Here is a 12,005-nt window from a genome sequence, read left to right on the forward strand (position 1 = left end):
TTTGCCACGATTTACCTATACTAACCCAAATTATGGCAGAAAGAAAAGTAAGAGTTCGTTTTGCTCCGAGTCCTACGGGAGCATTGCACATCGGTGGTGTGCGTACAGCTTTGTATAATTATCTATTTGCGCGTCAACACGGCGGAGACCTCATTTTCCGTATTGAAGATACTGACTCCAACCGGTTCGTGCCGGGAGCGGAAGAGTATATACTTGAGTCATTCAAGTGGTTGGGTATCCACTTTGACGAAGGAGTGAGCTTCGGTGGAGAACACGGTCCGTACCGTCAGTCCGAACGTCGCGAAATCTATAAGAAATACGTGCAGATTTTGTTGGATAATGACAAGGCATACATCGCTTTTGATACTCCTGAGGAACTGGATGCTAAGCGTGCGGAAATTGCTAACTTCCAATATGATGCATCTACCCGCGGGATGATGCGCAATTCTCTGACAATGTCGAAAGAAGAAGTGGACGCATTGATTGCTGAAGGAAAGCAATATGTGGTCCGCTTTAAGATTGAGCCGAACGAGGATGTTCACGTGAATGACTTGATTCGTGGCGAAGTCGTTATTAATTCATCTATTCTGGATGACAAGGTGCTCTATAAATCGGCTGACGAACTGCCTACTTATCATCTCGCGAACATTGTGGATGACCATTTGATGGAAGTGTCTCACGTAATCCGTGGCGAAGAATGGTTGCCTTCGGCACCGCTGCACGTACTGTTGTACCGTGCATTCGGCTGGGAAGACACGATGCCGGAATTTGCCCACCTGCCTTTGCTGCTGAAGCCGGAAGGAAACGGTAAACTAAGTAAGCGTGACGGTGACCGTTTGGGATTCCCTGTATTCCCGTTGGAATGGTGTCCGGAATCGGGGGAAGTGTCTTCCGGATATCGTGAATCGGGTTATTTGCCCGAAGCGGTGATTAACTTCCTGGCTTTGTTGGGATGGAATCCGGGCAACGATCAGGAAGTGATGTCTATGGACGAGATGATAAAACTGTTCGACATTCATCGTTGCAGCAAGTCCGGAGCTAAGTTCGATTACAAAAAAGGTATTTGGTTCAATCATCAGTATATCCAGCTTAAACCGAATGAAGAAATTGCCGAACTGTTTTTGCCTGTGCTGAAAGAGCATGGGGTAGAGGCTCCTTTCGAGAAGGTCGTTACGGTAGTCGGCATGATGAAAGACCGTGTAAGTTTTATCAAGGAACTGTGGGATGTATGTAGCTTCTTCTTTGTGGCTCCTGCTGAATATGATGAAAAGACAGTGAAGAAACGCTGGAAAGAAGACTCGGCAAAATGTATGACTGAGTTGGCGGAAGTAATTGCCGGCATCGAGGATTTCAGCATTGAAGGCCAGGAGAGAGTAGTGATGGACTGGATTGCTGAAAAAGGTTACCATACAGGTAATATAATGAATGCCTTCCGTCTGACACTGGTGGGCGAAGGTAAAGGTCCGCATATGTTCGATATTTCCTGGGTATTGGGTAAGGAAGAGACATTGGCTCGTATGAAGCGTGCCGTAGAGGTACTTAAATAATTAGGATTTGTAAATTATGCTTTACAATCTGGCAATAGTTGTTTATGACCTTTTGGTTCATTTTGCTGCTCCGTTCAGCCGTAAGCCCCGAAAAATGATGAAAGGGCATTGGGTGGTGTATGAACTTCTACGACAGCAAGTGGAGAAAGGGGAGCAGTATATTTGGTTTCACGCTGCTTCGCTTGGCGAGTTTGAACAAGGGCGTCCATTAATAGAAATGATCAGGGAAAAATATCCTGATTATAAGATATTGCTCACATTTTTCTCTCCGTCCGGTTACGAAGTGCGCAAGCATTACCGGGGAGCGGACATTGTCTGCTATCTGCCGTTTGATAAACCGCGGAATGTGAAGAAGTTCCTGGATATTGCAACCCCGTGCATGGCATTCTTTATCAAGTACGAATTTTGGAAGAATTACCTGGATGAGCTTCATAAGCGTCGTATCCCGGTGTATAGTGTTTCTTCCATTTTCCGTCGCGATCAGATATTCTTTAAATGGTATGGTGGGACTTATCGTAATGTGCTGAAGGATTTCGATCATTTGTTTGTGCAGAATGAGGCTTCCAAACGCTATTTGTCGAAGATTGGCATTAGTCGTGTGACAGTGGTGGGAGATACCCGTTTCGACCGTGTGTTGCAGATTCGGGAAGAGGCCAAAGATCTCCCATTGGTGAAAATGTTTAAAGGAGACAATGCTTTTACGTTTGTAGCCGGCAGTTCTTGGGGACCGGATGAAGATTTATTTCTGGAGTACTTCAACACCCATCCGGAAATGAAGTTGATTATCGCTCCGCATGTGATTGATGAAAATCATCTGGTGGAGATTATCAGTAAACTGAAACGTCCTTATGTACGCTATACTCGTGCTGATGAAAAGAATGTACTGAAAGTTGATTGCTTGATTATCGATTGCTTCGGACTGTTATCTTCTATTTACCGCTATGGAGAAGTGGCTTATATCGGAGGTGGTTTTGGCGTCGGTATTCATAATACACTGGAAGCTGCTGTATATGGCATTCCTGTTATCTTCGGACCGAAATATCAGAAGTTTATGGAAGCAATCCGGTTGCTCGAAGCTAAAGGCGCATACTCTATTAAAGACTATAACGAGTTGAAAACCTTGTTGGACCGTTTCCGGACAGATGACGTTTTCATGCGTGAGACCGGCGCGAATGCCGGTTATTATGTGACCAGTAATGCCGGAGCTACGGAGAAGATTATGCACATGATTAACTTTTAGAGATGGATAAAGTTGCTTCAAGTCTTCAGAATAAATAATTTGAAATAGATAAATGGAGCGGCTTCATTAATGAACTGAAGTTTGATATAAAGAATATAGATCCCCTTATTTTAGAACTCCTGTTGTGGACGAAGCTAAAATAGGGGGATCTTTTTATGAATCTATTTTTTCTTTATTTATACCATTGGGAATACATCAGGTAATTGTGAGCGATTTTTTGGTTTAGTTCCTTTGCCTGTTCCGGGTCTACCTTCTTGATAAATTTAGCCGGTACCCCTCCCCAGATACTTCCGGGTTCGATCACTGTATTGCTCAAGACCAAAGAACCGGCGGCAACGATGGCCCCTTCGCCTATTACGGCATGATCCAGTATAGTAGATCCCATCCCGATAAGTGCATAATCTTTGACGGTTGCTCCGTGAATCGTCACATTATGTCCTACGGAAACGTGATCACCAATTTCGATGGTTGACTTCTCATATAAAGTATGTAGCACGCTTCCATCCTGAATATTGACTCCATTACCTATCCGTATGGAATTAACGTCACCGCGCAATACTGTACAAAACCAGATGCTACAGTCATTTCCTATTTTTACATCTCCTATGATGGTTGCATTATCTGCGAGAAAACAGTTCTCTCCAATTTCGGGGGTAAAGCCCCGCACTGATTTGATTAAAGCCATAAATTATATTGTTTCTAATGATGTTTTTTATTGAATATGATTGGGGATTGTTCGACACCCGGGTCTCGTGATGTCTGACACCCGGATCTCAGACTGCCTGACACCCGGGTGTTAAGCAGCCTGACACCCGGGTGTCGGACAAAAGCTGTTTTAAATAGCTTTTGTTGCTTCTAGCAGCCACTTCTTTTCTTCTTCGTTCAGACTTGGAGAAAGTTTTTCGTAAACGGTTTGATGGTAGTCATTGAACCACTTGACTTCTTCTGCCGTCAGCATTTCTTTGATGATGCCTTTTTTGCAAATCGGGCATAGGGTGATCGTCTCAAATTTGAAATATTCTCCGAACATGCCTTCCTTATCTTTGCAGACCAATGTCAGATTCTCGGTGCGTATCCCGTGGCTGCCTGCCTTATAAACACCAGGTTCATTGGATGTAACCATACCGGGTTGCAGCACAATGGGATTTTCGTTCATACGGATACTTTGCGGACCTTCGTGTACGCTCAGAAAATGTCCTACGCCATGTCCGGTACCATGAAGGAAGTTCATGCCATGACTCCAGATAGGCATACGGGCCAATACATCGAGTTGGGCGCCGCGTGTTCCGGCCGGGAATTTAGCCATTGCCAATGCAATATGGCCTTTTAATATTAAGGTATAGTCTGTTTTTTCTTCCTCCGTCAGTTCGCCTAATGCAATGGTACGGGTGATGTCAGTTGTTCCATCCAGATACTGCGCTCCCGAATCTAACAGCAAGAAACCTTTAGACTGAAGCGTGACATCACTCTCCTCCGTTGCGGAATAGTGTACGATTGCTCCATGCTCTTTATATCCGGCGATTGTGTCAAAACTTTCTCCCATATACAAAGGTTGGGCTGCTCTGAACTCATGCAGCTTCCGGTCTACGCTCAGTTCGGTCTCTTTGCCCGAAAGCACTGATGCTTCCAGCCATTTGAGAAACTTGACAAGCGCCACGCCATCCCGCTGCATTGCGTGATGGATGCCGGCAATCTCCTGCTCATTGCGAATGGCTTTCAGTAATGTCACAGGAGATTCTCCACGAACGACCTTGCATGCAGGATTGATAGCCGAATAAATCGCATAGTTCGTTTTCTTTGGGTCGATAAGTATGTTTTCTCCTGTAAAAGAATTCAGGAAAGATTCAGCTTCGTCATATTTTCTCAGGCTGACTTGCTGCTCTTGCAAGTATTCATTTACCTCTTGGGTAATCTTTTCCGGCGAAATGAAGTAGACTACTTCATCTTGAGTAACCAGTAGATAACTTACTATAACCGGATTGCAATGCACATCACTTCCTCTCAGATTGAGAGTCCATGCTATTTCGTCCAGACTGGATAAAAATAAAGCAAAGATGCCTTTCTTTTTCAGCTCGGTACGAATGGCGGCAACTTTTTCTCCACAACTTTTTCCTGCATATTTAACATCGTAGATAAAAGCCGGAGCATCAGGCATGGATGGACGGTCCTTCCAAATGTTTTTCAGTGGATCGCCAAACAGATTGACCTGTAACTGATAGGGGGCAAGATCTTCTTTCATTTGTTCCACCTGTTGCACGGAAAACATTTTCCCATCAATACTCACAGATTCTCCCGGCTTTAGATTCTGACAGAGGAACTTTGTGATACTAGGAGTTTCCGGCAGCATCTCTTTATATAATGTAATGCCGCTGCCTTCCAGTTCCTTTTCCGCTTGCAGGAAATAACGGGAATCTGTCCATAGTCCGGCTTTATCCATTAAGATGACGGCTGTTCCGGCGGAACCCGTGAAACCGGAAATCCATTCACGGGACATCCAATAAGGAGCTACATACTCACTCAGGTGAGGATCGGTGCTGGGAATGATGAACGCTTTGATATTGTTAGGGCGGAATGTCATCCGTAGTGCGTGTATACGCTCTTTTATGCTCTGCTTCATACCTTATTATGTTATTTATAGACATATTTATGAGTCTCAAAGGTACTAACTTTTCGCGGTTAATGATTTGTTTATGAATAGTTTTTGAGAAATATTTGCCGAAAGTTTTGTGAATAAAGAAAGTATGTGTAATTTTGCGGCGCAATTTGACTGCGGAAATTTTTAACCAATAACATATTAATAATAACAAAATGATTGTAGTACCTGTAAAAGAAGGCGAAAACATTGAAAAAGCGCTGAAGAAGTTTAAAAGAAAATTTGAGAAAACTGGCATCGTGAAAGAATTAAGAAGCAGACAGCAATTTGATAAACCGTCTGTAACTAAAAGACTTAAGAAAGAACGTGCAGTTTATGTACAACAACTTCAGCAAGTAGAAGATTAATAATTCGTAATTTCCTTTGAATTATTGAATTCTTTTCATACATTCGTTGCACGATTTTAGATGTAGCGATATTATGTTAATTAAATCTTTTCTTGATTACCTCCGGTATGAGCGGAATTATTCCGAAAAAACCGTTCTGGCGTATGGCGAGGATATAAAGCAACTACAGGAGTTTGCTCAGGAAGAGTACGGAAAGTTTGATCCGTTGGAAGTGGAAGGTGAACTGATTCGTGAATGGATTGTTTCATTAATGGACAGGGGATATACTTCAACTTCTGTAAATCGAAAGCTAAGTTCGCTCCGGTCGTTCTATAAGTATCTTTTAAGGCAAGGAGAGGTGACCGTAGATCCGTTACGAAAAATAACAGGACCTAAGAATAAGAAACCGTTACCTGTCTTTCTGAAAGAGAACGAAATGGATAAGTTGCTGGATGATACGGATTTTGGCGAAGGATTTAAAGGTTGTCGTGATCGGTTGATTATTGAAATGTTTTATGCTACAGGCATGAGACTATCGGAATTGATAGGTCTGGATGATAAGGATGTGGATTTTTCTGCTTCTCTTTTGAAAGTAACCGGGAAAAGAAACAAGCAACGGCTAATACCGTTCGGTGATGAACTGAAAGAGTTGATGCTTGAATATATTAATGTAAGAAACGAAGCGATTCCGGAAAGGTCGAAGGCTTTCTTTATTAAAGAGGATGGCGGACGGCTTTATAAGAATCTAGTCTATAATTTAGTGAAACGGAACCTGTCAAAGGTGGCGACGTTGAAAAAAAGAAGTCCTCACGTGCTGAGGCATACTTTTGCTACCACAATGCTGAATAATGATGCAGAATTGGGTGCGGTAAAAGAACTTTTGGGTCACGAGAGTATTGCAACTACCGAGATCTATGCGCATGCCACATTTGAAGAACTTAAAAAAGTGTATAAACAAGCTCATCCAAGAGCTTAAAAAAAGGAGGTAAGTATGGATATTAGAATTCAATCAATTCACTTTGATGCGTCAGAGCAATTGCAGGCATTTATTCAGAAGAAAGTGTCTAAGTTGGAAAAATATTACGAAGATATAAAGAAAGTAGAGGTGTCATTAAAGGTAGTTAAGCCGGAAGCTGCTGAAAATAAAGAGGCAGGCATAAAGATTCTTATTCCTAATGGTGAGTTTTATGCAAGTAAAGTGTGCGATACATTCGAGGAAGCAGTTGATTTGGATGTGGAAGCACTTGAAAAACAACTGGTGAAATACAAGGAAAAACAGCGTAGCAAATAAAAAAATCGCAAATATTTTGCGGGAAAGAAATAAATAACTAAATTTGCAGCCGTTTCGCTCGCGTTAGAACGTGACGGTTGCATTTTTTAGCTAGAATGCCTCTTTAGCTCAGTTGGCCAGAGCACGTGATTTGTAATCTCGGGGTCGTTGGTTCGAATCCGACAAGAGGCTCCAAGGATGAATGAGGATCATCCGATTTTAGCGAAAGGGATGACGGCAGTCAATTCGGTTCGCATGGCGGGGAAGAATTAGAAGAAGAACTGAGAATAAAACATCTATGTTCAGAGTATTGTTCGCTATTTGATTTTAATTCTTTGTTTGAAATATTAAGGGCAAATACCAGAGTGGCCAAATGGGGCAGACTGTAAATCTGCTGTCTTTCGACTTCGGTGGTTCGAATCCATCTTTGCCCACAATCAGAGTGACAACTTTGGCAAGAATGCGGAAGTAGCTCAGTTGATAGAGCATTAGCCTTCCAAGCTGAGGGTCGCGGGTTTGAGCCCCGTCTTCCGCTCTTTTTTTCTTGCTGTTATAGCTCAGCGGTAGAGCACTTCCTTGGTAAGGAAGAGGTCCCGGGTTCAAGTCCCGGTAACAGCTCATAAAGATGTAAATGCTGATTATTAATCAAATAAATAACAAGTAAAGCTATGGCTAAAGAGAAATTTGAACGTACCAAACCGCACGTAAACATTGGTACAATCGGTCACGTAGACCACGGTAAGACAACGTTGACAGCTGCTATCACTACTGTGTTGGCAAAAAAAGGTCTTTCTGAATTGCGTTCTTTCGATTCTATCGACAACGCTCCTGAAGAAAAAGAAAGAGGTATTACTATCAATACTTCACACGTTGAGTACGAAACAGCTAACCGTCACTACGCACACGTTGACTGTCCGGGACACGCCGACTACGTAAAGAACATGGTAACTGGTGCTGCTCAGATGGACGGTGCTATCATCGTTTGTGCTGCAACTGATGGTCCGATGCCTCAGACTCGCGAACATATCCTGTTGGCTCGTCAGGTAAACGTTCCTCGTCTGGTTGTATTCTTGAACAAGTGCGATATGGTAGACGACGAAGAAATGTTGGAACTCGTTGAAATGGAAATGAGAGAACTTCTTTCATTCTATGATTTCGATGGTGACAATACTCCTATCATCCAGGGTTCTGCTCTTGGCGCATTGAACGGTGTTGAAAAATGGGAAGACAAAGTTATGGAACTGATGGATGCAGTTGATAACTGGATTCCACTTCCTCCGCGCGATGTTGATAAACCATTCTTGATGCCGGTTGAAGACGTGTTCTCTATCACAGGTCGTGGTACTGTAGCAACAGGTCGTATCGAATCTGGTATCATCCACGTAGGTGATGAAGTTGAAATCCTTGGTTTAGGTGAAGATAAGAAATCAGTTGTAACTGGTGTTGAAATGTTCCGTAAACTGTTGGATCAGGGTGAAGCTGGTGACAACGTAGGTTTGTTGCTCCGTGGTGTTGACAAGAACGAAATCAAACGTGGTATGGTTCTTTGTAAACCGGGTCAGATTAAACCGCACTCTCGCTTCAAAGCTGAGGTTTATATCCTGAAGAAAGAAGAAGGTGGTCGTCACACTCCGTTCCACAACAAATACCGTCCTCAGTTCTACTTGCGTACTATGGACTGTACAGGTGAAATCACTTTGCCGGAAGGAACAGAAATGGTAATGCCGGGTGATAACGTAACTATCACTGTAGAGTTGATCTACCCAGTAGCATTGAACCCAGGTCTTCGTTTCGCTATCCGCGAAGGTGGACGTACAGTAGGTGCTGGTCAGATTACTGAAATTATCGACTAATACACAATAATTAATCAGTTCCCGGTTTTACTATCGGGAACTGATTATGTACAAACGGGAGTAGCTCAGTTGGTAGAGCACCGGTCTCCAAAACCGGGTGTCGGGAGTTCGAGCCTCTCCTCCCGTGCTAATATTATTGAAATGAAAAAGGTAATAGCTTATATTAAAGAATCTTACGACGAACTTGTTCATAAAGTATCGTGGCCTACGTATTCCGAACTTGCTAACAGTGCAGTAGTTGTTTTATATGCTTCCCTGCTTATTGCATTGGTAGTATGGGGTATGGATGTCTGTTTCCAGAACTTCATGGAAAAAATTGTTTATCCACATTAAAAAATTAGGAATTGAAAATGGCTGAGATTGAAAAGAAATGGTACGTTCTGCGTGCTATTAGCGGAAAAGAAGCTAAGGTAAAGGAATATCTTGAAGCTGACCTTAAAAACAGCGACCTTGGTGAATATGTATCTCAGGTATTGATTCCAACTGAAAAAGTGTATCAGGTTCGCAATGGTAAAAAAATTGTGAAAGAGAGAAGTTATCTCCCTGGTTACGTTTTGGTGGAGGCTGCTTTGGTTGGTGAGGTCGCTCATCATCTGCGCAATACTCCGAATGTGATAGGCTTTTTAGGCGGCTCCGAGAAACCGGTGCCTCTCAGACAATCAGAAGTGAATCGTATACTTGGTACAGTAGACGAACTACAGGAAACGGGTGAAGAACTCAATATTCCGTATGTAGTGGGTGAGACTGTAAAAGTTACTTTTGGTCCTTTCAGCGGATTCAGTGGTATCATTGAAGAAGTGAATAGTGAAAAGAAGAAACTAAAGGTCATGGTGAAGATATTCGGGCGCAAAACGCCGCTTGAATTAGGCTTTATGCAAGTGGAAAAAGAATAACGCGGAATTGTTACGCTGTTGTTGTTCTTCGTTTAATGTTTATATATAAATCAATAAAAAAATGGCTAAAGAAGTTGCTGGACTAATCAAGTTACAGATTAAAGGAGGCGCTGCAAATCCATCACCCCCAGTTGGACCTGCTTTGGGTTCCAAGGGTATTAATATCATGGAATTTTGCAAGCAATTCAATGCCAGAACCCAAGACAAGGCAGGTAAGATTTTGCCTGTTATCATTACTTACTACGCAGATAAGTCTTTCGATTTTGTAATCAAGACTCCTCCCGTTGCTATTCAATTGCTTGAAGTAGCTAAGGTAAAGAGTGGTTCTGCTGAGCCTAACCGTAAGAAAGTTGCCGAGCTTACTTGGGAACAGATTCGTACGATTGCTCAGGACAAAATGGTTGACTTAAACTGTTTTACTGTGGATGCTGCCATGAGAATGGTTGCTGGTACAGCTAGAAGTATGGGTATCGCTGTAAAAGGGGAGTTCCCGGTTAATAACTAATAAACTTCAATTGTAATGGGTAAACTGACAAAAAATCAAAAGTTAGCTGCAGAAAAAATTGAAGCAGGGAAAGCATACTCACTGAAAGAAGCTGCATCTTTAGTAAAAGAAATTACTTTCACTAAATTTGATGCCTCACTGGATATTGACGTACGTTTAGGTGTAGACCCACGTAAAGCTAACCAGATGGTGAGAGGTGTTGTTTCACTTCCTCATGGTACTGGTAAAGAAGTACGTGTTTTGGTACTCTGTACACCGGATGCTGAAGCTGCTGCAAAAGAAGCTGGTGCTGACTATGTTGGTCTTGACGAATATATTGAAAAGATCAAAGGTGGATGGACTGATATTGATGTAATCATCACTATGCCATCTATCATGGGTAAAATTGGTGCACTCGGTCGTGTACTCGGTCCTCGTGGATTGATGCCTAACCCGAAGAGTGGTACTGTAACTATGGATGTTGCTAAAGCTGTAAAAGAAGTAAAACAAGGTAAGATTGACTTTAAAGTTGATAAGAGCGGTATTGTTCATACTTCTATCGGTAAGGTATCATTCAGTCCTGATCAGATTCGCGACAACGCGAAAGAGTTCATCTCTACTCTGAACAAACTGAAACCGACCGCAGCAAAGGGTACATATATTAAGAGTATTTATCTTTCTAGTACAATGAGTGCGGGTATCAAAATCGACCCGAAATCAGTGGATGAAATCTAATAAAACAGAGAAATAATGAGAAAGGAAGATAAAAATTCGATTATAGAGCAAATTGCTGCTACAGTAAAGGAATATGGCCACTTCTATTTGGTAGACGTTACAGCGATGAACGCTACTGCTACAAGTGCATTGAGAAGAGATTGTTTCAAGTCTGACATCAAATTGATGGTAGTTAAGAATACATTGCTTCACAAAGCTCTTGAAAGCCTGGAAGAAGACTTTTCTCCTCTTTACGGTTCTTTGAAAGGTACAACTGCTGTTATGTTTTGCAATACTGCAAACGTACCTGCTAAACTGATCAAGGACAAAGCTAAAGACGGAATTCCCGGACTGAAAGCTGCATATGCAGAAGAAAGCTTCTATGTTGGTGCAGACCAATTGGATGCTCTCGTTGCTATCAAGAGTAAGAACGAAGTTATCGCCGATATCGTTGCATTGTTGCAATCTCCGGCCAAGAATGTTATTTCTGCTCTTCAATCAGGTGGTAACACCCTTCACGGAGTTCTCAAAACTCTTGGTGAGAGACCCGAATAATTTTCAAAAAACAACAAAGTATTTAAACAATTAAAATCATACAAAAAATGGCAGATTTGAAAGCTTTTGCAGAACAATTAGTTAACTTGACAGTAAAAGAAGTTAATGAACTTGCAACTATCCTTAAAGAAGAATACGGTATTGAACCTGCTGCTGCAGCTGTTGCTGTTGCTGCTGGTCCTGCAGCTGGTGCTGCTGCTGTAGAAGAAAAAACTTCTTTCGACGTAGTATTGAAGAGCGCTGGTGCAGCTAAACTTCAGGTTGTTAAGGCCGTTAAGGAAGCTTGTGGTCTTGGCTTGAAAGAAGCTAAGGACATGGTAGACGGTGCTCCTAGTGTAGTAAAAGAAGGTTTGGCTAAAGACGAAGCAGAATCATTGAAGAAAACATTGGAAGAAGCTGGAGCTGAAGTTGAACTTAAATAACATTAGCCTGGTAATCAGGTAATTCGGTTAGGAATCCTTCGCAAGAGG

14 protein-coding genes and 5 tRNA genes are annotated in these 12,005 nt (G+C 42.3%); 17 read left to right on the top strand and 2 right to left on the bottom strand.

What is annotated here, in order from left to right; genetic code table 11:
* Positions 1–32: 32 nt before the first annotated feature.
* Positions 33–1,547 (top strand): glutamate--tRNA ligase, encoded by a 1,515-nt coding sequence (gltX, locus tag HMPREF9007_RS10570; protein ID WP_008762020.1) that lies wholly within the window; start codon positions 33–35, stop codon positions 1,545–1,547.
* A 16-nt stretch (positions 1,548–1,563) separates the two neighbouring features.
* Complete coding sequence (locus tag HMPREF9007_RS10565; RefSeq protein ID WP_008762021.1) at positions 1,564–2,787, top strand: glycosyltransferase N-terminal domain-containing protein; 1,224 nt, start codon at positions 1,564–1,566, stop codon at positions 2,785–2,787.
* Between the two features lie 172 nt (positions 2,788–2,959).
* Here HMPREF9007_RS10565 and HMPREF9007_RS10560 read toward each other — a convergent pair whose 3' ends face one another.
* Both HMPREF9007_RS10560 and HMPREF9007_RS10555 read right to left on the bottom strand, forming a co-directional pair.
* Positions 2,960–3,472 (bottom strand): gamma carbonic anhydrase family protein, encoded by a 513-nt coding sequence (locus HMPREF9007_RS10560; protein ID WP_008762022.1) that lies wholly within the window; start codon positions 3,470–3,472, stop codon positions 2,960–2,962.
* Positions 3,473–3,622: 150 nt separating this feature from the next.
* Entirely contained in the window at positions 3,623–5,404 is a 1,782-nt protein-coding gene (locus HMPREF9007_RS10555) for an aminopeptidase P family protein (RefSeq protein ID WP_008762023.1), read from the bottom strand.
* Positions 5,405–5,595: 191 nt separating this feature from the next.
* Here HMPREF9007_RS10555 and rpsU point away from each other — a divergent pair, with 191 nt between their 5' ends.
* The 15 genes from rpsU to rplL all read left to right on the top strand — a co-directional run bounded on the left by rpsU (position 5,596) and on the right by rplL (position 11,957).
* Entirely contained in the window at positions 5,596–5,787 is a 192-nt protein-coding gene (rpsU, locus tag HMPREF9007_RS10550; RefSeq protein WP_002558090.1) for a 30S ribosomal protein S21, read from the top strand.
* A 73-nt stretch (positions 5,788–5,860) separates the two neighbouring features.
* A complete protein-coding gene (gene xerC / locus HMPREF9007_RS10545; RefSeq protein ID WP_008762024.1) occupies positions 5,861–6,742 on the top strand; it encodes a tyrosine recombinase XerC in 882 nt (293 codons plus the stop codon).
* A gap of 15 nt (positions 6,743–6,757) precedes the next feature.
* Positions 6,758–7,057 (top strand): ribosome-associated translation inhibitor RaiA, encoded by a 300-nt coding sequence (gene raiA, locus HMPREF9007_RS10540; RefSeq protein ID WP_008762025.1) that lies wholly within the window; start codon positions 6,758–6,760, stop codon positions 7,055–7,057.
* 97 nt (positions 7,058–7,154) lie between these two features.
* Positions 7,155–7,231, top strand: a tRNA-Thr gene (locus HMPREF9007_RS10535).
* 156 nt (positions 7,232–7,387) lie between these two features.
* A tRNA-Tyr gene (locus HMPREF9007_RS10530) sits at positions 7,388–7,470 on the top strand.
* A 28-nt stretch (positions 7,471–7,498) separates the two neighbouring features.
* Positions 7,499–7,571, top strand: a tRNA-Gly gene (locus tag HMPREF9007_RS10525).
* 11 nt (positions 7,572–7,582) lie between these two features.
* Positions 7,583–7,654, top strand: a tRNA-Thr gene (locus HMPREF9007_RS10520).
* 50 nt (positions 7,655–7,704) lie between these two features.
* The gene (gene tuf / locus HMPREF9007_RS10515) at positions 7,705–8,889 is read left to right on the top strand and encodes an elongation factor Tu (protein WP_008762026.1); all 1,185 of its coding nucleotides are present in this window, start codon (positions 7,705–7,707) and stop codon (positions 8,887–8,889) included.
* Between the two features lie 54 nt (positions 8,890–8,943).
* A tRNA-Trp gene (locus HMPREF9007_RS10510) sits at positions 8,944–9,016 on the top strand.
* A 14-nt stretch (positions 9,017–9,030) separates the two neighbouring features.
* Positions 9,031–9,222: a preprotein translocase subunit SecE gene (gene secE, locus HMPREF9007_RS10505; protein WP_004296363.1), complete on the top strand. Its 192-nt coding sequence runs from the start codon at positions 9,031–9,033 to the stop codon at positions 9,220–9,222.
* 17 nt (positions 9,223–9,239) lie between these two features.
* Complete coding sequence (gene nusG / locus HMPREF9007_RS10500) at positions 9,240–9,782, top strand: transcription termination/antitermination protein NusG (protein ID WP_004296362.1); 543 nt, start codon at positions 9,240–9,242, stop codon at positions 9,780–9,782.
* 61 nt (positions 9,783–9,843) lie between these two features.
* Complete coding sequence (rplK, locus tag HMPREF9007_RS10495; protein WP_008762027.1) at positions 9,844–10,287, top strand: 50S ribosomal protein L11; 444 nt, start codon at positions 9,844–9,846, stop codon at positions 10,285–10,287.
* A gap of 15 nt (positions 10,288–10,302) precedes the next feature.
* Positions 10,303–11,001, top strand: a complete 699-nt coding sequence (rplA, locus tag HMPREF9007_RS10490) for a 50S ribosomal protein L1 (RefSeq protein WP_004310894.1) — start codon at positions 10,303–10,305, stop codon at positions 10,999–11,001.
* Between the two features lie 15 nt (positions 11,002–11,016).
* On the top strand, positions 11,017–11,535 hold the full coding sequence (rplJ, locus tag HMPREF9007_RS10485; RefSeq protein WP_008762028.1) for a 50S ribosomal protein L10: 519 nt from the start codon (positions 11,017–11,019) through the stop codon (positions 11,533–11,535).
* 47 nt (positions 11,536–11,582) lie between these two features.
* Entirely contained in the window at positions 11,583–11,957 is a 375-nt protein-coding gene (rplL, locus tag HMPREF9007_RS10480; protein ID WP_002558082.1) for a 50S ribosomal protein L7/L12, read from the top strand.
* The last annotated feature ends 48 nt before the right edge of the window (positions 11,958–12,005 follow it).

Origin of the sequence: Bacteroides sp. 1_1_14 (assembly GCF_000162515.1) — a bacterium.
Taxonomy (GTDB): Bacteria; Bacteroidota; Bacteroidia; order Bacteroidales; family Bacteroidaceae; genus Bacteroides; species Bacteroides thetaiotaomicron.